The 20,637-nt window shown below is 70.9% G+C and carries 19 protein-coding genes; 9 read left to right on the forward strand and 10 right to left on the reverse strand.

Going from position 1 to position 20,637, the window contains the following annotated elements; genetic code table 11:
- The first annotated feature begins 62 nt into the window (after nt 1-62).
- Complete coding sequence (locus tag JOD49_RS10120) at nt 63-479, forward strand: Hsp20/alpha crystallin family protein (RefSeq protein WP_205307074.1); 417 nt, start codon at nt 63-65, stop codon at nt 477-479.
- Nucleotides 480-587: 108 nt separating this feature from the next.
- Here the strand turns inward: JOD49_RS10120 and JOD49_RS10125 are convergent, their stop codons facing one another.
- A complete protein-coding gene (locus JOD49_RS10125; RefSeq protein WP_205307075.1) occupies nt 588-1,433 on the reverse strand; it encodes an SDR family NAD(P)-dependent oxidoreductase in 846 nt (281 codons plus the stop codon).
- Nucleotides 1,434-1,563: 130 nt separating this feature from the next.
- Nucleotides 1,564-2,625 (reverse strand): hypothetical protein, encoded by a 1,062-nt coding sequence (locus JOD49_RS10130; protein ID WP_205307076.1) that lies wholly within the window; start codon nt 2,623-2,625, stop codon nt 1,564-1,566.
- Nucleotides 2,626-2,831: 206 nt separating this feature from the next.
- Here JOD49_RS10130 and JOD49_RS10135 point away from each other — a divergent pair, with 206 nt between their 5' ends.
- Complete coding sequence (locus JOD49_RS10135) at nt 2,832-3,842, forward strand: hypothetical protein (protein ID WP_205307077.1); 1,011 nt, start codon at nt 2,832-2,834, stop codon at nt 3,840-3,842.
- Between the two features lie 154 nt (nt 3,843-3,996).
- On the opposite strand, the gene JOD49_RS10140 is transcribed toward JOD49_RS10135, so the two are convergent.
- Complete coding sequence (locus JOD49_RS10140; protein WP_205307078.1) at nt 3,997-4,260, reverse strand: hypothetical protein; 264 nt, start codon at nt 4,258-4,260, stop codon at nt 3,997-3,999.
- A gap of 131 nt (nt 4,261-4,391) precedes the next feature.
- Here JOD49_RS10140 and JOD49_RS10145 point away from each other — a divergent pair, with 131 nt between their 5' ends.
- From JOD49_RS10145 to JOD49_RS10160, 4 genes are all read left to right on the forward strand, one after another.
- Entirely contained in the window at nt 4,392-5,750 is a 1,359-nt protein-coding gene (locus JOD49_RS10145) for an exonuclease domain-containing protein (protein WP_205307079.1), read from the forward strand.
- A gap of 110 nt (nt 5,751-5,860) precedes the next feature.
- A complete protein-coding gene (locus JOD49_RS10150) occupies nt 5,861-7,501 on the forward strand; it encodes an Eco57I restriction-modification methylase domain-containing protein (RefSeq protein ID WP_205307080.1) in 1,641 nt (546 codons plus the stop codon).
- Nucleotides 7,502-7,514: 13 nt separating this feature from the next.
- Nucleotides 7,515-8,231: a PaeR7I family type II restriction endonuclease gene (locus JOD49_RS10155; RefSeq protein ID WP_205307081.1), complete on the forward strand. Its 717-nt coding sequence runs from the start codon at nt 7,515-7,517 to the stop codon at nt 8,229-8,231.
- Nucleotides 8,232-8,253: 22 nt separating this feature from the next.
- On the forward strand, nt 8,254-9,003 hold the full coding sequence (locus tag JOD49_RS10160) for a PaeR7I family type II restriction endonuclease (RefSeq protein WP_205307082.1): 750 nt from the start codon (nt 8,254-8,256) through the stop codon (nt 9,001-9,003).
- A gap of 167 nt (nt 9,004-9,170) precedes the next feature.
- Here the strand turns inward: JOD49_RS10160 and JOD49_RS10165 are convergent, their stop codons facing one another.
- Nucleotides 9,171-10,292 carry a DNA sulfur modification protein DndB gene (locus tag JOD49_RS10165; RefSeq protein ID WP_205307083.1) on the reverse strand — a complete coding sequence of 374 codons (1,122 nt, stop codon included), beginning with the start codon at nt 10,290-10,292 and terminating at the stop codon, nt 9,171-9,173.
- A gap of 833 nt (nt 10,293-11,125) precedes the next feature.
- Here JOD49_RS10165 and JOD49_RS20895 point away from each other — a divergent pair.
- Nucleotides 11,126-11,905: an McrC family protein gene (locus JOD49_RS20895; RefSeq protein ID WP_205307084.1), complete on the forward strand. Its 780-nt coding sequence runs from the start codon at nt 11,126-11,128 to the stop codon at nt 11,903-11,905.
- 57 nt (nt 11,906-11,962) lie between these two features.
- Here JOD49_RS20895 and JOD49_RS10175 read toward each other — a convergent pair whose 3' ends face one another.
- The 3 genes from JOD49_RS10175 to JOD49_RS10185 form a co-directional block, all read right to left on the reverse strand.
- On the reverse strand, nt 11,963-12,805 hold the full coding sequence (locus JOD49_RS10175) for a VOC family protein (protein WP_205307085.1): 843 nt from the start codon (nt 12,803-12,805) through the stop codon (nt 11,963-11,965).
- 233 nt (nt 12,806-13,038) lie between these two features.
- A complete protein-coding gene (locus JOD49_RS10180; protein WP_205307086.1) occupies nt 13,039-13,239 on the reverse strand; it encodes a hypothetical protein in 201 nt (66 codons plus the stop codon).
- Between the two features lie 76 nt (nt 13,240-13,315).
- Nucleotides 13,316-14,401: a C2 family cysteine protease gene (locus JOD49_RS10185; RefSeq protein ID WP_205307087.1), complete on the reverse strand. Its 1,086-nt coding sequence runs from the start codon at nt 14,399-14,401 to the stop codon at nt 13,316-13,318.
- A 373-nt stretch (nt 14,402-14,774) separates the two neighbouring features.
- Here JOD49_RS10185 and JOD49_RS10190 point away from each other — a divergent pair, with 373 nt between their 5' ends.
- Nucleotides 14,775-15,161, forward strand: a complete 387-nt coding sequence (locus JOD49_RS10190) for a hypothetical protein (RefSeq protein WP_205307088.1) — start codon at nt 14,775-14,777, stop codon at nt 15,159-15,161.
- Between the two features lie 28 nt (nt 15,162-15,189).
- Here the strand turns inward: JOD49_RS10190 and JOD49_RS10195 are convergent, their stop codons facing one another.
- Nucleotides 15,190-15,732 (reverse strand): hypothetical protein, encoded by a 543-nt coding sequence (locus JOD49_RS10195; RefSeq protein ID WP_205307089.1) that lies wholly within the window; start codon nt 15,730-15,732, stop codon nt 15,190-15,192.
- 237 nt (nt 15,733-15,969) lie between these two features.
- On the opposite strand from JOD49_RS10195, the gene JOD49_RS10200 reads away from it, so the two are divergent.
- Nucleotides 15,970-16,956, forward strand: coding sequence for a glycoside hydrolase family 19 protein (locus JOD49_RS10200; protein ID WP_205307090.1), 987 nt, complete (start codon nt 15,970-15,972; stop codon nt 16,954-16,956).
- Nucleotides 16,957-17,063: 107 nt separating this feature from the next.
- Here JOD49_RS10200 and JOD49_RS10205 read toward each other — a convergent pair whose 3' ends face one another.
- Both JOD49_RS10205 and JOD49_RS10210 read right to left on the reverse strand, forming a co-directional pair.
- Entirely contained in the window at nt 17,064-17,711 is a 648-nt protein-coding gene (locus JOD49_RS10205; protein WP_205307091.1) for a nucleotidyltransferase domain-containing protein, read from the reverse strand.
- Between the two features lie 326 nt (nt 17,712-18,037).
- Nucleotides 18,038-20,584 carry an alpha/beta hydrolase-fold protein gene (locus JOD49_RS10210; protein ID WP_205307092.1) on the reverse strand — a complete coding sequence of 849 codons (2,547 nt, stop codon included), beginning with the start codon at nt 20,582-20,584 and terminating at the stop codon, nt 18,038-18,040.
- Nucleotides 20,585-20,637: the final 53 nt, after the last annotated feature.

The following is a 20,637-nucleotide window of genomic DNA, read 5'->3' on the forward strand; positions in this document are numbered from 1 at the left end:
ATTGAGCGTGGGTGACTCAAGTTGTACCGGTCAGAGGTTCCGCACCGACCGAAGGAGTCACCATGACCGCCACCCTGACCACCGCCCCCGCGTTCGACCGCGCCCTGCGCGACCTGCTCACCGCCCGCCCCGTGGCAGGCGTCCCGGCTCACGCCGACGTCTTCCAGGACGGCAACGACCTGGTCGCGCGCTTCGACCTGCCGGGCATCGACCCGGCGCAGGACGTCACGGTCGAGGTCGAGGGCCGCAAGCTCGTCGTGCGCGGCGAGCGCAAGGACGAGCGGGCCGAGGAGACCGAGGGCCGCCGAGTCCGCGAGGTCCGCTACGGCGCGTTCCACCGCGTCGTGACCCTCCCCCAGCCTGCCGACGCGAGCGCGATCAGCGCCCGCTACGACGCAGGAGTCCTGACCGTCACCGTCGCCGGCGTCTACGCCGGCACGACGCCGCAGCGCATCGAGGTCACGACCTCCGCGTCCTGACGGTCCTCCAGACCTCCCCGCCGCAGGTCACCCCCCTTCGGCCCGTGGCGAGGTGAGTCGACGGGCCCGGTGCGAGAGCACCGGGCCCGTCGTGCTGTCCGGGCATCGTCAGGCCGCCGCTCCCGGGGCGCCGTCGTCGGCGACCATCGCCGCGCTCCGGGCCCACAGGTCGGCCGCCAGGCGCGGGTCGCTCACGAGCGGGTGGGTGGTCGCGACCTTGCGCTTGACGTAGTAGCTCCCCGGCTCCCAGTCGACGCCCGGGGTCGTCGTCGCGAGCCACACGAGCGTGTCGGCCCCCTTGGCCGAGGACGTGAGGAATCGGCTCAGCACCGTCTGGTACATGACGCGCATGCTGCTCGTCGACGTCGCGGCGAAGTTCGTCGCGACCACGCCCGGGTGGAACGACGCCGCCGAGACGCCCGCCGCCCGGTACCGGCGGTCGAGCTCGCGCGTGAACAGGTTCACGGCGAGCTTCGCGTTGCCGTACGCGGTGTTGGGCGCGTAGGACCGCTCGGACTCGAGGTCGTCGACGTGGAAGTCGCTGAACAGCCGGTGCGCGGCGCTGCTCGTGCTGAGGACGCTCGCGCGGCTCTCCTCCAACCGGTCGAGCAGCAGCGTCGTGAGGAGGAACGGTGCGAGGTGGTTGACCTGGAACGTCAACTCGTGACCGTCCTCGGAGACCTGACGGTCGGCCATGATGCCGCCCGCGTTGTTCGCGAGGACGTCGATCCGCTCGTAGCGGTCTCGTAGCTGCGCGGCGAGCGACCGCACCTCGGCCAGGCGCGCGAAGTCCGCCACGAAGAAGTCGGCGCCCAGCTCGCGTGCGACCGCCGCGGTCTTCTCGGGCGAGCGCCCCACGACGACGACCTCGTGCCCGTCCTCGGTGAGCGCCCGGGCCGCCGCCGCCCCGATCCCGTCGCTCGCTCCCGTGATGACGATCGTCCTGCGTGCCATGTGCCACCCCGCCTCGTCCGTGCCGTCGCCGCGCCCGCGCCCTGTGCCGCCGCGCCCTCACGGAGCGTAGACCGCGCACGACCGCCCGGCGCGCCACGGCGCCCGGCCGTGGCGTCGGCCGAGCCCCCGGCTAGACGACGGGCTCGGGCGCCGGGTCGGGCGACGGTGCCGCGTCGGCCTCTCGCGCGAAGCGGTCCCGTAGCCCCAGCGCGGTCGAGCGCCACGCCGCGGCCCGCTTGATCGTCGCGCCCATCTCGCCCTCGTCGACCGGGACGTGCACGACCCGCACGCCCCGCTCGGCCGCGAGCGCGAGCATCGCGTCGGTCGACTCCGGGAACGCGAGCTGCAGCAGGACCGACGTCGTGGTCGCCTGCCGCTCCCCCTCGCCGAGGCGCCGCTTGTAGTGGATCTGAGTCACGGTCCGCCGGGTGAACGAGGTGGTCCGCGCGGTCGCCGGGCCGCCACCCGGCGCCTCGCCCGCGGTGCCGCCGGACTCCAGGAGGTGAGCGGCGTCGTCGGGCAGCGGGACGACGCTCAGGTAGAGCGAGACGAGCAGCTCCGAGATCTTTCCCAGGACCCAGCCGCGCCCCGGCAGGCGCGGGATCACGCGCAGGTACTGCGCGAAGTTCGCCTCGAGCGCGTCGGCCGACAGGCTCGTCCACGCGGGCTGCGTGCGCACCTCGAGGACGCGTTCCCAGTCGATCGCGTCGCCGTCGAACCCGATCTCGTGCGGTCCGACGTGCACGGCCCCGAACCGGTCGAGCAGCTCGAGCGGTCTGGTCGCGAAGCGTGGCACGTACGGGACCTGACGCACGAGCCCGGCGACCGAGGCGTCCCAGTGCTCGGTGAGCGGCAGGGCGGGGCGCGGGTACGCGTCGAGGGCGCGACCCACCCAGCCCGTGACCAGGTCGTCGATCCGTGGCCTCTTCGCCGCCCTCTCCCTGCCCGACGGCGTCGCGTCGGTCGCGTCGTCGCCGGCGGCCTCTGCGGTGGTCGGGGCGGGGCCTCGTCGCCCGATCGGTGCAGCAGGCAGCCGCGGGAGGCGGAGCAGGGCACGGCGTGGGGCTGCTTCGACGGCAGGGAAGTCGGGCGTCGCACCGGCCGTCACGCCGTCGGGGACGGAAAGGTCGGTGGCGGCGTCGGTCGGGCCGTCGGTCGGGGTGCGGGTGCTGAGCGACGATCCCTGGTCCACGGCTCCCCTGTCGGCGATGGTGCGCGACTCCCGGTCGCGAACCGGGCACGGTCAACCCCGGACCCTACCCCTCGTGCCCCGGACGGCGCCCGACCCGAAGCTGGTCAGGCAGCTCGTGCTGGTTTGACCGCCCTGGGTTCGGTGGCGGGGCGGCGGGCGCCCGGCGGCGACCGGCGGTGACCGGGCGACGGTGCGAGGCTGGGGCGATGGAGACGGACCCCGCAGCGAGCGGCGAGCCGGCGATCGACCGGCTGTTCGCGCTGCCGCTCGACGAGTTCGTCGCCGCCCGGAACGCCGCAGCCAAGCAGGCGAGCGCCGCCGGCGACGCGGTCGGCGCCGCCCGCCTGCGCGCGCTGACCAAGCCGACCGTCGCGGCCTGGGTCGTCAACCAGGTCGCCCGGGCACACCCCGAGCAGGTCGCGAGCCTCGTCGCGCTGGGCGAGGACCTGCGCGCCGCGACCGAGGCCCGCGACCGGGCGCGGCTGACCGAGCTCGACCACGAGCGCCGACGCCAGGTCGACGCGCTCGTCGGGGAGGTGTCGCACGAGGGCGAGGTCGGCGGGCGGGGCGTGTCGGGCGAGGTGCTGCGGCGCCTCGGCGAGACGCTCACCGCGGCCGTCATGGACCGTGCCGCAGGGGCCCTCGTGCAGGCCGGACGTCTGACGCAGGCGTTGCAGTACGTCGGGTTCGGGATCGTGGACGAGTCCGGCGAGGACGCCGACGTCGTGTCGTTGAGCGCCGAGCGCGAGGCTCGGCGCGGCACAGGGACGGGCGGCGGGAGGCGGGGGCAACGAGGCGGAGCAGAAGCCGCAGGGAGCGCCGCGGCGGGTGGGCACCACGACGACGCGGCCCCGAGGTCGGACTCCGGTGCCGACCACTCGGGATCGGATACCGCCCTCGCCGCCGCTGAGCGCGAGGTGGCCGCGGCAGCCGCGGAGATCGACCGGCTCGAAGGTCGCCGCGACCAGGCGGCCGACGTCGTGCGGGAGGCGAGCTCCGCCGTCGGGCCGTCGGACGCGCGTCTGAGCGCACTCGACGAACAGATCGCCCGGCTGACCGCCGAGCGCGACGATGCCCGTGCGGCGCTCGACGAGGCGCGGGGAGCGCTCGCCGCGGCGGAGGAGGAGCTGGCCGCCGTGGACCGCGACCTCGAGGCCGCCGAAGGACGGGCCGAAGAGGCGAGGCGGCGGCGTCGGGCCGCACGAGCGAAGGGCTGAGCCGGGCGGCTCTCCGCGTCTGCCGGGACCGCTCGGGCAGGGCGCGTCGTGGGCAGGTCGCGTCTCGGGCAGGTCGCGTCTCGGGCAGGGCGCTCGGGTGGCGCGCGTGGGGGGCGCGCGTGGGGGCGCGTCGTGGGCGCGCGTGGGGCGCGCGTCAGTCGTCCGAGGGCGGGGCCGTGCGCTCGGGGATCTGGACCCGGATCGAGACCTCGTTCTCGCCCGGCTCCGGGGGCGTCGCGGGGTCGGTGGGGGTCGGGGTCGGCGTCGGGGTGACCGGCGGGGTCGTCGGGGAGGGTGTCGGGGAGCTGGTCGCGGTGGACGTCGGCGAGGGCTGCCCCGGGCCCGTCTCCCCGCCCTTGCAGCCTGTGAGCACGGCGACGGACAGCAGGACTGTGGTCGTGATGGCGGCAGTGCGCACTACGGCTCCCGATGAAGTGGTATGTCCGTCCAGGTTAAGAACGATTCGCGCGTCTCGCTCGGCAAGAACTCCCTCGACGCCTCCTATGCGCGGACTTCACCCCGCAGCCCGGACCTGGCACGCTGTCCCCCGTGCCCGGATTCGCCGTGATCGACCTCGAGACCACAGGGTTCTCGCCCCGCCAGCACGACCGCATCGCCGAGGTCGCCGTCGTCCTCACCGACGCCGCCGGCCGCGTCCAGGACGAGTGGTGCACGCTCGTCAACCCCGAGCGCGACCTCGGCCCCCAGCACGTGCACGGCATCAGCGCGGCCGACGTCGGGCTCGCGCCCACGTTCGCCGTCGTCGCACCGCACCTCGCGCGCCTCCTCGAGGGACGCGTGATCGTCGCGCACAACGCGAGCTTCGACACCCGGTTCCTGCGCGCCGAGTTCGGGCGCGTCGGTCTGCCCGTGGGGATCGACCCGCTCGCGTGCCTGTGCACCATGCGGCTCGCCGGGACGTTCCTGCCGTCCGCGCCGCGCGGGCTCGCGATCTGCTGCGAGCTCGCCGGGGTCGTGCACGACGGCGCCCACTCGGCCCTCGGAGACGCCCGCGCCACGGCCGGGCTCCTCGAGCACTACCTCGGGCTCGACGACGCCGACCCGCTCTGGGGCGTCGCGCACGAGGCCTCGGGGACTCACGCGTGGCCGTGGCTGCCCACTTCCGGGGCGTTCACCCCCGTGCTGCGCGGCGCGAGCCGGCCCACGGGCCACTGGCTGTCCGGCCTGTCCGACCGCCTCGACCGCGTCCCCTTCCCACCCCAGGCCGACGACTACCTCGCGCTCCTCGACCTCGCCCTGCTCGACCGGTACGTGTCCTTCACCGAGCGCGGCGCCCTGCTCGCCGCAGCCCAGGAGGCCGGGCTCAGCCGGGCGCAGGTCGAGTCGCTGCACCACGGGTACCTCGATGCGCTCGCCCGGGTGGCCCTGCTGGACGGCGTCCTCTCGGACTCCGAGATCGCGGATCTCCACGAGGTCGCGGACCAGCTCGGCCTGGATGCCGACGACGTCGCGGCGGCGGTCGGGCGCGCGGCGTCCGGTCCGGCGCTCGGCGCCCTGCCGGACGGCGGAGCGCACCTGGGCGCGCCGCCTGCCGTTCTCGCCGGGCCGGGTGGGGATGACGCGCTGGGTCGGGCTGCCCGGGGCGCCGCGCTGGGTGGGGCCGTCGCGACCGTGGCCGCGCGGCCGCAGTTCGCGCTGGCTCGGGGCGACGAGATCGTGCTGACCGGGGCCATGTCGCGGCCCCGCGAGGACTGGGAGAGGGAGGCGCGCGCAGCTGGGCTGACACCCTGGCCGAACGTCACCAAGCGCACGCGCGTCGTGATCGCGGCCGACCCGGACTCGCTGTCCGGGAAGGCCCGGACCGCGCGGCGGTACGGGATACCCGTGGTGAGCGAGAGCGTGCTCGAGGAGCTGCTGGGGCGGGTCGAGGTCACCGGGGTGCGGTGATGCCGTGCGTCGTCGGCCGGCCTGCCGCGGGGCGCACCGAACCACTCGGCAGCGGATAATCTTGGACTGCACGCGCTGTTGCGCGTGCTGAGTTGTATGGAGAGGACCACATGGCAGTCGCTACTGCGGATGAGATCGAGTACGGAGAGGTCTTCACACGGGAGTGGGTAGTCGACACGATTCTCGACCTCGTCGGGTACACCGCTGACCGTGATCTCTCCCGGGTCAAGCTCGTCGAGCCGTCGATCGGCTCCGGGGCATTCCTGGTACCCGTGGTGACCCGGCTGCTCGAATCTGTCCAGAACCATGGGGTTGAGCTCTCATCGCTCTCGGACTGCCTGTTCGGATTGGACCTCCAGCAGGAACACGTCGAGTCGTGCCGGCAGAGGATCACCGTGCTACTCATGGAGGCAGGTGCCACAGCAGAGTTGGCAGAGACTCTGACCGCCAGGTGGTTGCGGCAGGGCGACTTCCTCCTCGATGAGATCCCGACCGACGTCGACTTCGTCATCGGTAACCCGCCGTACATCCGCACAGAGGACCTTGACGACGCAGTCGAAGCCGCTTACCGCACGCGATGGAAGACGATGCGCGGTCGGGCCGACATTTATGTCGGCTTCTACGAGCGCTCGATGGGGATCCTGGCGGCCGGCGGGAAGCTCGGATACATCTGCGCTGACCGCTGGATGCGCAACGCCTACGGGAAGCACCTGCGCGCCCTGGTCGTCTCTCGCTACTCGGTCGAGACGGTCTGGCAGATGCACGATGTTGATGCGTTCGAGGCCGAGGTCTCTGCGTACCCGGCAATCACGGTGCTGGCCAATGCCCCACAGGGAAGCTCCACGTTCATCGACACGACCAGCGCCTTCGGTGAGTCGTCAGCCCTGGAAGCGAAGGCTTTCGTGCTGGGCACCGCTGCCGAGGGTTCAGGCCAGGGTTGGGAGGGTGCACGGATGCCCAACTGGTTCGAAACCGATGACTTCTGGCCGACAGGCTCTCCTCACACGATCAAGCTGCTGGAGCGTCTGCAGGAGGAGTTCCCGACGCTGGAGTCTGACGGCGTGACGAAGATCAGCATCGGTGTTGCCACCGGAGCTGACAAGGCGTACATCGTCAGTAAGGACTCTGGAATCGACGTTGAGCAGGACCGGCTGACGCCGATCGTCATGGCCGACGACATCCGTGCCGGCCGCCTGAACACGCCTCGGAAGCTGCTGTTGAACCCGTGGGACAACGAGGGGCAGCTCGTCGACATCGAGGCGTACCCTAAGTTCGCGACCGCACTCGGCTCACACGAGTCGGTCAAGAAGCGTTTCGTCGCTCAGAAGAACCCGACAACCTGGCACCGCACGATCGACAAGGTGTACCCAGGGCTGGCAGGGCGGCCGAAGCTGCTGCTACAGGACATGAAGGCGCAGATCACACCGGTGCTGGAGCCGGGTGGCTACTACCCACACCACAACCTCTACTACATCGTTTCCGATGCTTGGGATCTCGAAGTGCTCGGCGGGCTCCTGCTCTCGCGCATCGCGGAGGCGTTCGTAAGCGCGTATGGCGTGAAGATGCGCGGAGGCACGCTCCGGTTCCAGGCGCAGTACCTGCGGAAGATCACCGTGCCGAGGCCTGAGACGATCCCCGACGCTGTCGCCGCCCGGCTCCGCGATGCGTTCCGGACCAGCGACCGGGACGCCGCGACCCGGGCGGCGGAGGAGGCCTACGGTCTTGCGCCCGGCGAGAGCGAACTACGGTAGAAGGTCAGGCGAAGTGGGAGACAACGGCGCAGTCCTGGACCTGCTGACCAACTTCTGGCTCGAGAAGGACCATGCCGTGCAGCGCAACCTCGCGGGCGGTCGCGAGGGGCACGGAGCTCAGGCACGCGACGCCCGTCACATGCAGAGCATCGCCGCCTTCGTGCGTGGGATGTTCGTGCAAGCCGGACTCGACGACGAGGACGTCTTTGTCGACCGTGCGATCCCCGGCTTCTACCGACGTTCGAAGAACTGGGACGTGGTCGCGACGTACAAGGGGCATCTCGTCGGCGTAGTCGAACTCAAGTCCCAGGTCGGCAGCGAGGGTAACAACGGCAACAACCGCATCGAGGAAGCACTGGGGAGCGCGTTCGATGCAGCGACCGCGCAGGATCTGAACCGGGCTTTCGGAGTGCTGCCGATCTGGACCGCGTTCTGCGTCGTGTTCGGGTCGGACCCCTTGTCGGCGAAGCCCGTCAGGACGCGCGGTCGGCCGCTCTTCGACACAGACCCAATCTTCGACGGCATGACCTACGGCCGACAGTGGGAGATCGCGGTCGAGCGCTTCGTGCAGACCGGAGCGTACGACGCTGGGTGGATGGTCCATACGTGGCTGGATTACGAGAAGAACCCCGGCTACCGCGAACCGGTGCCGACGGCGACGGTCGAGACCCTCTGGATTGAGGTCGAGGCAAGGGTTCAATTTGCACAGCAGGCGCTTGCGCGTGCGTAACAACATCTGACGAGAGGGAACGATGAGCAATCTGACGCCGGACACCACCTGGAGAGCGGCCGTCCTGGGGTACTGGGAGGGCTTGGACCTCCAGCAGGCCAAGCAGGGCGAGCTCACCGGCATCAAGGACACCGGCAACCGGGCCGCGGTCACGGGCGGCAAGCAGATGGATGCGATGCAGGAGGCGTTCGCGGCGATCTGGGCGTCGGACCCTGAGATCGCCCTGGAAGTGCGCACTACAGGTCACAACAACCTGCCTGCGTACTTCAGACCAGTAAAGAACTGGGATCTGCTGGTGCTGTACCGAAACTCACTCATCGCGGCTATGGAGTTCAAGTCGCAGCGGGGCCCGTCGTTCGGGAACAACTTCAACAACCGGACCGAGGAGGCCCTGGGCCTCGCAGCAGACTCGCAGATGGCCGCGGAGCGCGGCCTGTTCGGGCAGCTGAAGCCCTGGTTCGGCTTCATCATGCTGGTGGAGCGCGCCGCGGGCTCACTCAGCGCGGTGAAGGTCCCGAAGAACATGCCGTTCCCCGCGGATCCGATCTTCACCGGCGCTTCGTACATCGAGCGCTACCGGATCTTCTTCGAGCGCATGGTGAAGGAAGGCAACTACGATGCGGCCGCCCTGCTGACCGCCGAGGCTGGCGGCGACGAGTACATCGAGCCTTCGGTGGGTCTGTCGCTGGCAAACATGGAAGCGGCGATCAAGGCCCGAATCGAATACATCAAGGCTTTGCCAGACGAGATCTTCGATCAGCTCACGAAGTAGAAGAAGGATCCCGTAACTAGTGGACACAGACCAGGCCGCGGCGCCCGGTTCAACCCCTCCTTTGTAGCGTCGTAGATGCCATTGGTTCCTGGGCGGCGGGAAGTGACTCCTGATCAGGCGCCAGGATCACGGCCCCGCGAAGCTGCGGGGCGGTGATCCTGGCGCCGCTAGCGAAGTCGAATGGCGTTGGTTAGCGACTTGGTTGCGGCGAAGACCTCCTGGTTGCGGGCGGAGGGCGTCCCCGTTCCGCTGACGAAGCCGACGTCGGGAGCGGTGAAGAGCTTGGACGTGGGAGCGAAGTCGATCTTGGCCAGCTGGTTGACGTAGCGGGAGGCGTTGGTCTCGTCGTCCGCCTTCATGGCCTCGTGCAGGGCGCCCGCGATGACGCGGAGCGTTGTGGTGGAGAAGAGGATGGTGCGGCGCCTTGCCGCCTTCATGATCTCCGCCTTCTCCTTCGGCTCCTCGGCGTTGGCGAGTTCCTTCTTGACGTCGGTGAATTCTGGGAACGCGGCGTCGATGGTGTCGAAGAGCGTGTTCCCGATCACGATGAGTTCGTCCTTAGTCTTGGTCTTGGGCGAGCGTCCGCGCGGCAGCACCATGCCAAGGTCGAAGCGCTTGAGCCCGTCGAAGACCCCGGCGAGCGAGAAGATCTTCGCGTCGGTCGTTGTGATGCGGGCCTTACGGGTCTCGACCACGTCCTTGAGGAGGTGGTGGTTCTCTGCGAGGGACTGGGCCGCGAGAGCGTACGGGTCGCGACTGTCGAAGGTGATGTTGAGCGCCTTGGACACCACCTTTGGGGTGGCGTTCATGTCACTGAACATCTGCCGGCGCTTCATGAAGTCGTCCTCGACGTACAGCACGACGGCGCTGTAGTCGTCCCCGACGTCCTCGTTCAGGCGCACTGCTTCGGCGATGGCGCTGCGGCGGTGCTGGCCGTCTAGGCAGCGCAAGCGGGCGTTGGTTGGCAGGACGAGTGTGCCGATGTTGCTACCCGGCCCAGCGGGGACAAAGTCGGAGTCCTCGACCGTGTCGATCGCGTACGTCATGGCGCCCAGCAAGTACTCGGCGGGGTTCTCGGTGATGTAGTTGACGATGTCCTTGTAGTGACGGGTGTCGAGGTCGCGCTGGACGCGTTCTGCGCCGTCGCTGATCTCCGCCTCGGCGGCGAAGTTGCGCAGCAGCTCGTGATTCGTGACCAGCAGCAAGTACATCTGCCGGTCACCCTGCTGACCTTTGAGGGCGTACAGGTGGATGCCCGGGCGGGCCGGTGCGTTCAGTTCGGTAGTCATTGTGCTCCTCCATGAGGTCGTTGAAATCTGGCGCGTAGGTGAGGCACCTCGGAGGACTCCTCTCGCGGGGGCGCCAGGTCGCTCAAGACGTTTTGGACACGTCCTTCGTCGCGACCTGACACCCCTACGGAGGCCGGGTTTGGAAGCCGACCCCGAGGTGATCGCGGGGCTCAGCGGGCGCCGTTGGCTCCGAATGGTGTGGACCCATCCCTCATTGCCTGACGACCCGCCGGTGCCGGACGACGAGGGTGGAAGTCGACGTCTTCTCCGCAGCATAGGAGTTATTTTGTTGTGAGAGCTACGTTCGCACATCCTCCAGGCGATGTCAACCGGAGCGTCCCGCGCCGCCAGAGCAGACGCCCCGCGGCAGTGGGTTAAGCATGCAGGACGGCAGCGATGAGCGCAAGGGTACGAGATGACCAGTTCTCATAGCCTGACGGCAGGAGTTGGCTAGTTCCGGATGGCTGGAGCGGCTTGTCCTCGCGGATAATTATCTGGCGATGGATGGCAGGGCTAGCTAGCGCACCGCTAGTTGACGTCCTTCGTTAGCCCGTACATAGCAATGCTGCGGATCATATTTACCCTCTGCGCGATCTGCGGTTGTACTAGTTGCCGGTTATGCGGCGGCTTGTCTAACGCACAGGGACAAGCACAGCGGTCAGCGGTGATAGTCCCGCACACACGATCAGCACGAGGACGAGCAGAGCCACGGGTATCCCGAGGCCGGTGAGCGCGCAGGCTAGTGGCCGGCGTGGCGAGAACTTGCCGAGGTTTCTGCGGGCAACAAGTAGGTAGGCGCCGAACGCCACCGTGGCGAGAAGGACGAGGCCTACGTGCCAGCCGCGACGACGGGCGTCCAGGGCAGGATCGACATTGCCGAGCAGGTCCGCCGACGTCCCGACGTCGCCCTTCCACTCGCCGTGCGCTACCAGGAGCACGACGAGGATGTCGTCGAGAACAGGACCCTCAAGGCCGCGGCGACGGCCTTGCGCCGTCTCGGGATAGACGACCCCGAGGTGCGGCGCGGGCTGCGTCGCATCCAGCTCACCCTTGCCGACGTCGCCCCGCTGGACGTGCCAGGCGCGAGCAGCCGGGTTGTCTGGAGCCGCCTCAACGAGCGGTACCGCCCGGCGGTCGCCCTGGCACAGCTCGTGCTCGACGGGTCGGGCATCGACCTGAGCGCCGGAAGCACGTCAGCCCTCTCGTTGACGTTGTCGATGCCTGCGGTGTTCGAAGGGTTCCTCGAACGCTTCCTGGGTCCGCGGCTCCGGTCCCATGGCGGGACCGTCACCGCCCAGGCCACAGCGTGGCCGCTCGACGTGGCAGGGAAGGTCCCGCTCAGGCCGGACCTCGTCTGGCACGACGCCGGCGTCTCTCGTGCGGTCATGGGCGCGAAGTACCAGTCGACGGGTCCGCCGGCGACGCACGGCGGCAACGTGTACCAGCTGCACGGCGCTCGGCCCGAGCCAGGGCCACCTCGTCTATGCGCACTCCGAGGGCGCGGTCCCGCCGTCCGTCCAGGTCGTCCGCGAGGGACCTGTCATCCACACCCATGCGCTCCACCTGGGGGCGACGCCGTCAGAGATCCTCCGACAGGTCGATCAGGTAGCTGAGTCGATCGCCGGGCGGGCGGGCCGGACGACTCCGTCTTCCTAGCCCGTGGGAACTGCTCACCCCCACTCCTGCGGCGCGAACTGCGACAGCGTCAGCTCCGCGCCCTGCGGGTCGCGCACCACGGCCTCGCGCACCCATTCGTTCTCCGACGTCGACAGCACGACCCCGCCGGCCCGCTCGGCTGCGGCCGCGCTCTCGTCGCGGTCGGCGACGGAGAACGCCACGTCCCAGCGCGCGGGCTGCCCAGAGACGCGCGGGACGCCTGCGGCGACGTCGGCGAACCCCGGCGGCGCGAACTCCTGCCGCTCGTGGATGCCGGGGTCGACGGTCCGTGCGAGGTGGTCGCCGTAGCCGGGGACGCGGAACATCCCGGCGCCGAGCTCGGGGTCGAGCTCCCACCCGAGCAGCGGACCGTAGAAGTCGAGGGCGCGGTCGGGGTCGGGGGTGAGGAGGTTGCTGAAGTTCCAGGTGCCCGGCGCGTTGACCCGTTGGGCGCCGAGGCGCGTGCCGGCCTGCCACAGGCGGAACCGCGCGCCCTGCGGGTCCTGGACAGCGGCCATCCGTCCGGGTGGGCCGACCGTCTCTGGTCCGGAGAGCAGCACGCCGCCGTCGGCTGTGACTGCCCCGGCCGTCACACCGACGTCGTCGACCGCCACGTAGGTGATCCATTCGGGCGTCGCGTCACCCCCGTCGGGTGGGGAGGCGATCGCCGCGACGTCCTGCCCGTCGAGCGAGGCGACGACGTAGCGCCCCGGTGCGTCGGGCGGCATCTTGTCAGTGAACGTCCACCCGAACAAGGCGCCGTAGAACGCGGTGGCGGCGTCGACGTCGGGCTGCTCGGTGTCGACCCAGCACGGGACCCCGTGCGGGTACGTGCGTGGCGGTGTCGGTGTGCTCATCGTTACCTTCCCGGTCCCGCGGGGCGCGGGGCCTCCCGCGTTCCACCTTCCCAGCCACCGCCGACACGGACCTCCCGAGGAGGGCACGAGCGCCGCGTGTGGAGTTCGGGTCGCGCGGATGTATCAGCGCGCAGAGCGTGCCTTCGTTCGGCGGGTGCCCGCCCGCCCTGCCTCGCCGGGCAGGAGCGGAGGCAGGCCCATGGCCCCGGTCGTGTCTCTTCTCCGGGTCGGGGTCAGACCACGGCCTCCTCGAACCGGAGAGTCACCTCTCCTCGGACGGTTCCTTCGCGGGCGTGGACGGCGTCCAGGTGCAGCGTCCCGATCCCGTCGACGTCGAACGTGGCGCCCTGCTCAAGCACGACCACGACTTCGTCCGAGGGGGTGCGCAGCGCGAGCTGGGCGAGCGCGACGCCGTCGACCAAGCCGACACGCATGATCCCGACCCGCAAACCCCCGAAGGTGGGTTGGGAGCCCTGTGTTGCAGTCCTCACGGTGGTCATGGCAGCACCTCTATCTCGTGGACGGGACGGCGTAGACGGTGTCGAAGTTCTGCTTGTACTGCTTCTCCGTGAGCCACATGTCACTGAGTTTCTTGGATCCGTCGTCCTGTTTGTGCTCGCCAGGACCCCACGGGTTGATCACGTGGACCTTGAGCTCCCCATCCCGCTCCTCGACCTTGTCGACGATGTACGCGTGGTTGGGGACGACCCTCGAGTCGTCGACCTCGTCGCGGAAGGGCCTCCACGACGGCTCATCCTCCGTACCGAGCGCGATCGGTCCGTCAGCGAGACGGTCCTTCAGGTCGGCGAGGCTTCCCTCGCTGGTCTTGGAAGGCGTCGCACCGGTGATCGCTGCGAACGCGTCGCTCGAGTAGCCGCCCACGATGTCCTCGTAGCTGCCGCCCCAGTACTCGGCGGCCGCCTTCTCGTAGACGGACGCCCAGCTCGGAGCCCTGGAAGGGTCCATGACGCCTTGCTCCGCGACCGTGGGCTCGACCGTGATCTCGACGGGGTCGCTGTCCTTGTACATCGTGACGGTCCACGTCCCGTCGTCGTTGAGTCGCATATGGTCCCGAATGAACTGGGGGTCGTCCTGCGCGACCGCACCCAGGCCGGCAAGGAGCCAGCAGTCGCCGATGCCCTGCTGCTTGATCATGTTCGGATCGATCGCCGCGTCGTCGAGCGAGATCGTCGGCGGGACGTCGACCCATTTGCCGTAGCCCGCGCGGTCGGGATCACCCGGGCGGTCCTTCCCCCCGTCGCCGGAGCGCTCGCCACCACCGCTTCGGTGTGTGCTGCCCCCGTCGGTCCCGGATCTCGCCGCAGCGTCGGACGCACTGGCGCGAGCCTGATCGTCAGCGTTCCGCCGCAGCGCCTGGGCATTCTCCTGGAGTGCACCGATGCAGGCCGTCAGAGCAGGGGCCAGGCGCTGTGCCCAGTCCCGTCGGAACTCCTCGGCGGACGGCCCGACCCAGTTCGCGGCTGCCATCCTCCCGTCGACCTGCCGACACGTCGCCGCGAGCCGATCAGCGCACTCCGTGAAGGTGCCGCCGAGCCGTGCGAGCGCCTCGACGTCAGCCCCGACCATGGTGTCCATCTCTCCCCCAGTGACGCAGGGACCGCCGTGGTCCCTGTGCGTCGCCGACACCCTACTGACCGTGGGACGGGTAGAGCATGGGTCCCCTCATCCCCTGTGGATAGCCGCTCCTTCGCCTGTGGATAGCCGGTCCGGCCCACGCAGATGCTGCTAGGTTTGACGGCGCCGCGCACCGTTGCGTGGATCGAAGCCAGGGGGCACACGCGTGAGAAACAACAGAACGTCCACCGCACGGCAACGGACCGCACGAACACTGCTCGCAGCAGCCGTCATCGCCTACCTCGTCGCCGGCTGCGGCGCCCCCACCGCCCCGGAACCGAGCTTCGACCCACCCAGCGCCGGCCCCGCCGAGACCCTCGAGACCTACACCGCAGTGCGCGACGACATCGTCGCCGCACTGACGTCACTCGACCCGGCAACCCCGTGGGAAACCAACGGACTACCGAACCTCTCCGAAGACGGCTCCACCTGCACCCTCATGATGGCGAACTCCGGCTCGCAGCAGTACCTCTATACCGGCAACGGCGCTGACGACGACGACGACTTCACCGCAGTCCGCGTAGCGCTCGACCCGGTCCTCGAACGCCACGGTTTCACACCCCTAGGCCTGACTGAGTTCACCGGTCCCTCCGTCGACGTCGCCTCCACCGACGCCATCGGTGCCGAGCTGGTCATCTCCTCCAGTCAGTACTCCGTCGTCCGCATGAACGCCCCCGTCCTGTCCCCCACCTGCGAGAGCGCCGAGCTCGGGATCCCCTAGCCACCTGCGGGCAAGGGAGACGCCTGCGTCACCCACCCACGTCTCCGCCCTCCCGCCCCGGGCACCCCTCCGCCGCCCCCCGCAGCACCGACCCCCCGGACACACCCACCTCGGTGTGCTCGGTCGAGCGGAGCGTGAGGACGGCGCCGTTGGCGTCCTCGGCCGAGAGGAAGGCCCAGCCACCGGTGGGCGACTCGTTCTCGTGGAGCGCGTGGAACCCGTGCTCGGTCAGGACGGCGTCGAGGGTGTCGACGACCCGCGCCCAGGAACCGTCGACGCTGATCGTCTCCTCGGCGCGCCACCCCGGGGTCCAGAACGGGCACCGGCCCGCGGCGACCTCCCACACGATCGGCGCCCGCTCGACGGACGTCCACTCCCGGGGTCCGGCTTCGTCGTCGACCACCTCGCGGACGTCGGCGAGGACGGCGCCGTAGTGCTCGGGCGCGTCGGCGAGCGTGAGCGACGTCGGCGTGGACGAGGCGCTCCCCCCGCAGTCGGCAACCAGCCCTGCGACCAGCACGGCAGCCAGCACGGCGGCCAACACCGCGCTCAGGACGTCCCCACCTCGCATGGCACCCCCCGCACAGCGTCCGTGGCTCCCGCGCGGAGCCGGGGCGACGATACCGACGGTTCCGCCCCGCCGGAGAGCTGTCCACAGGAACGTGCTGCCCGCTCACCGGCACTGCGCTCCATCCGTCGCCGCACGAGCACCGAACGCCCTACGTAGTACCCCCTACGTGCGTTGACCATCCCCCGGGCCGCCGGTCAGGCTCGCAGTCGTCCCCTGTAATCGACGAGAGGCACGTGCATGCTCACGGCACGAACGATCCGACGGCCAGCGACGGTGCTGGCTCTTCTTGCTCTTCTCCTGACGACGGCCCTCGCGTGGTCGATCGCCGGTCCTGCGCCCCGCGCGGCCGCCGCTGAGGTGTGCGCTCCGGCGTGGTCCTCGTCCGCGGTGTACACGGGCGGCGCGGTCGTCTCGAAGGACGGCCAGAACTGGAAGGCCGGGTGGTGGACCCAGGGCGAGGCCCCGGGCACCACGGGCCAGTGGGGCGTCTGGCGCACCCAGGGCGTCTGCGGCTCCACGGGCGGAACGACCGGCGGCACCACGGGTGGCACCACCGGTGGCACCACGGGCGGAACGACCGGCGGCAGCACGGGCGGCAGCACGGGCAGCTTCGTGGTGAGCGAGGCCCAGTTCAACCAGATGTTCCCCAACCGGAACCCGTTCTACACGTACCAGGGCCTGGTCGCGGCGCTCAGCGCGTACCCGCAGTTCGCCACGTCGGGCGGCAGCGAGGTCGCCAAGCGTGAGGCTGCGGCGTTCCTCGCGAACATCAACCACGAGACGGGTGGCCTGGTCTACATCAAGGAGAGCAACACTGCGAACTACTCGCACTACTGCGACACGAGCAAGTCCTACGGCTGCCCCGCGGGTCAGTCCGCGTACTACGGCAAGGGGCCGATCCAGCTCTCGTGGAACTACAACTACAAGGCTGCGGGTGACGCCCTGGGCATCGACCTGCTGAACAACCCGTACCTGGTCGAGACCGACGCGGCCGTGGCCTGGAAGACGGGCCTCTGGTACTGGAACACGCAGTCGGGTCCGGGCACCATGTCGGGCCACCAGGCCATCGTCAGCGGCGCGGGCTTCGGCGAGACGATCCGCTCGATCAACGGCACGCTCGAGTGCAACGGCGGCAACCCTGCGCAGGTGCAGAGCCGCATCGCGGCGTTCCAGCGCTTCGCGCAGATCCTCGGCACGACCACGGGCTCGAACCTCACCTGCTGAGTCGTTCCTTCCCGGCCCGACGGCGGAGCGCACCTTCTCCTGGGATGTGCGCTCCGCCGTCGGGCGTCCTGGGTAGGTCGGGCGTCCTGGGGCACCGGGCGGGCACGTCAGACGACGAGCGGCAGGTGCGCGTGCACCGGTGGGCCCCTGAGCTGTTCGGCGTCACGGGCCCAGCGCTCGAGCACCGGCCAGGCGGCGCCGTGGCTCCACGCGACGAGCTGTGGGGGCGTCGCCAGGTGGACGTCGGCGTCGTTCCCCGTCCATCGCGGGACGTCGCGGTGCAGCCGGTCGAGCAGCTCCGCGGCGATCCACCCTTCCAGGCCGGCGGGGACGACGACGAGCAGGTCGAGGTCGTCGTCGGCGGCACCGTCCCCTCGCGCGGCCGAACCGACGAGCGCGACGCCGATCTCCGCACGGACCTCGTCGTCCCGCACGACGTCGCACAGCAGGTTCTCGACCTGTCGCCGCAGCTCACGGCAAGGGTGGAGCGCCTCAAACAGGCCGTCGATCGCCGGCCAGCACACATGATCGGTGTTGATCCGGTACCACGCGCCGGCCCCCGCGCCCCGACGGTTCACGACCCCCTGCTGCACGAGCCGGGCGAGCGCTTTGCGGACGCCCTCCGACGAACCGGCGTGCGCGACCCGGTGCACCTGCGCTCCCGACAGCTCGTCGTCCTGCCGAGCCCAGAGCCCCCGCAGGACGGCGCCCTCGAGCCCGGGCACGACCGCGGAGACCGGCCGACTCCAGTCCACGGATTCCCCCTTGCGTGCTGCTCCTCGTGCGCGTGCCGTCTGCCCGTCCGTTGCGAGCCGGTGACACGCGTGCGCACGGGCTGTGCTGCAGGCAGTGCTGCTGCAGGCAGTGCTACAGGCGGCGCGGTGGGGCGGGGGGCGGGGGGTGTTTCGAGAATCGCCCACAATTGTTGGTGATTCTCGAAACAACACCCCCGTCCCCCGCCGAGCGGCGCCCACCGGAGCCCCGCCGACCACTGTGTCGCCCGCGGCAGCGGCGCGCGGTGACGTCGGGTCGCTCCTGTGGAGAGCCTGCCGAGATCGAGGCGTGTGGACGGCCCGCCGCGTCAGGCCCCGCAGTCCGTCGCCGCGTACGGTGCGAGGACCTCGACCGGCCCTGCCGGTTCGCTCACCGTCACGGTCGCCGCCCCCGCCTTGATCGCGGGCACACGGGCCGAGAACGTCTGCTGCGCGCTCTTGCCCGCGCCCACGCCCACGAACTTCTTGCTCCCGAACGGCGTGGACACGGCGACATCCACAGGGTGATCGCCGCCGTTGAGGGCCCGCACCGAGACCTGCGCCCTGCCCCCGACGCAGCGCGCCGTGGCCTCGACGCCGACCTCGGTCGACGGCACCGACGGCCCGGTCGCGAACTCGACCCGGCTCACGAACACGTCCCCGGCACCGGCGTTCACCAGACCGGCCGGCGCCCCGAACGTCAGACCGCTCAGCCACACGCCGTCCGCACCGGGGGCCGCCGCGGCGAACAGGTTCGCGTCGTCCCACTCGTCGGCCCCGTCGCGCTCGCGCGTCCCGAGCTGGGTCACGGGCCCGGGCGCGCCGTCGGCCGCGAGCGCCAGCGTGAACACGTCCACGCCGCCGACGGGCGTCCCCAGGGAACCGTACGTCGTGCCGACGACGAGCACCGTGCCGTCGGCCCCGGCGACGCCGGCCACCCCGCGGTCGTCGGTCGCCGTGCCGACCTGCGTCGTCCACAGGACCTCGCCACGGGCGTCGAACGCCCGCGCGAACACGTCGTTGTCCCCCGCGGACTCCCCTCCGAGCGCACCGCGCGTGTGCCCCACGGCGACGACCGAGCCGTCGGCGCGCGCCACGAGCCCGCTCACCTGGTCGTTGGCCGACGTCGCGACACCGCGCAGCCACACGAGCTCGCCCGCGCCGTCGTACCGCGCGACCCACCCGTCGTTGGCCCCGGCCGCCTGCACGCCCGGCATGCCCTGCCCCGCGACCCCGCCCACGTACACGGACCCGTCGGGCCCAGAAGCGACCGCGAGCGCCTTGTCCTCGCCTGCCCCGCCGACCTGGCGCAGCCACAGGAGCTCGCCATCGGCCGCCACGCGCCCGACGATCGCGTCCTTGTCGCCCGCGCTCGTCCCGCCAGGAACGGTCCCGCTCGTGTACCCGGCGACGTACGCGCCGCCTGCCCCGTCGGACGCGACGGCGTAGAAGCGGTCGGCCGCGGCGGGGTCACCTGTCTGGAGCGTCCAGGCGCGCTCGCCCGCGGCGGTCACGGCCGCGACGAACCCGTCGTCGCGCGTCGTGCCCGCGTGCTTCCCGTCGAGGTCGCCCTTGGTGTACCCGGCGACGAGCGTCGTCCCGGCCCGTCCGGCGACCACGCCGTACGCACGCTCGTCGGCGGCCGTCGCGATCGGGTGCTGCCACAGCGTGGCACCGTCCGCGTCGCGGCGCGCGAGCACGACGTCGAGGCCACCCACCGGCTGCGACCCGGCCCACGCCCCGGCGAGGTTCAGGGCGACGGTCGTGCCGCCGTCGGGCGTGGGGAGGATGCCGCCCGCGCGGTCGTCCCCCGCGGAGCCGAGCAGCTCGGCGTCCCACGGCACGGTGGGCTCGGTGCGCAGGCGCGAGGACACGTCGACGATCGCCTCGCGGAACGCGGGCTGCCAGACGTCCCAGTCGTGGCCGCCGTCCAGGACCCGCAGCTCGGCGGTCACTCCCGGCACGCGGCGCGCGGTGTTGTAGAGCTGGGCCGACTCGAAGTCGATGTCGTGGCTGGCCTCGGCGGGATCCGGGTTGGCCCACTCGTCGTCGCCGACCGCGACGAACAGGTGAACGGGCAGGGCCGGATCGAGCGCGGCGAGCGCCGCCGGGTACGAGAGCTCGGTGTACCGCTCGGGCGAGAACAGCTCGTGCCCGACGCCGTAGCCCCCGTGGTCACGGGCGGAGGAGTCCGCGGGGGGCTGGGGGACGTACACCGCGGGGCTCAGCACGATGCCCGCCGAGAACTCGTCCTGGTGCGCGAGGGTCAGGCGCAGCGCGCCTGCCCCTCCCATGGAATAGCCGCCGACGGCGCGCGCCTCACGGTCGGCGACGGTCCGGTAGGTCGCGTCGACGTGGCCGACCAGGTCGCGCGTGAGCGCGGTCTCGACCTGGAAGCCTGCACCGGTGCCGCCGCCGGGTCCAGCACCGTCAGCGCCCTCGTAGGCCGAGTCGGTGTACCAGCTCCCCCGGTCGTTCCAGGGCGCGTCGGGCATGACCACGACCAGGGGCTGGATCGCCTCGGTCCCGATGAGCTCGTCGAGGTCGGTCGCGACGCGCTGCCACGCGGCCTGCGTGTCGCCGCGCCCGTGCAGCAGGTAGACGGTCGGGTAGCGCTGCTCGGCGTCCTCGTCGTAGCCCGGCGGGAGGTACACCGTGTAGTCGACGGCCCCGCCCGCACCGAGCGCCTCCGAGGGCGCGCTGCCGGGCACGAGCGTGCCCTGCTCGGCGGCCGCGACAGGTCCGGCCACGGCGAGCGGGAGCCCGACGACGGCGCCGCCCGCTCCCACCACCCCGGCCAGGAGGGCGGCGATCCGCCGCCGCGAGCGAGGGGCTCGCGGGGGCGTCGCCGGGGACGGGAGGGGCACTGTGGTCATGGTTCTCTCCTTCGAGAAACGTGATCAGGCGATTCGTCGGTGCATGCGGGTGG

The organism is Oerskovia jenensis (genome assembly GCF_016907235.1).
GTDB classification, from domain to species: Bacteria; Actinomycetota; Actinomycetes; order Actinomycetales; family Cellulomonadaceae; genus Oerskovia; species Oerskovia jenensis.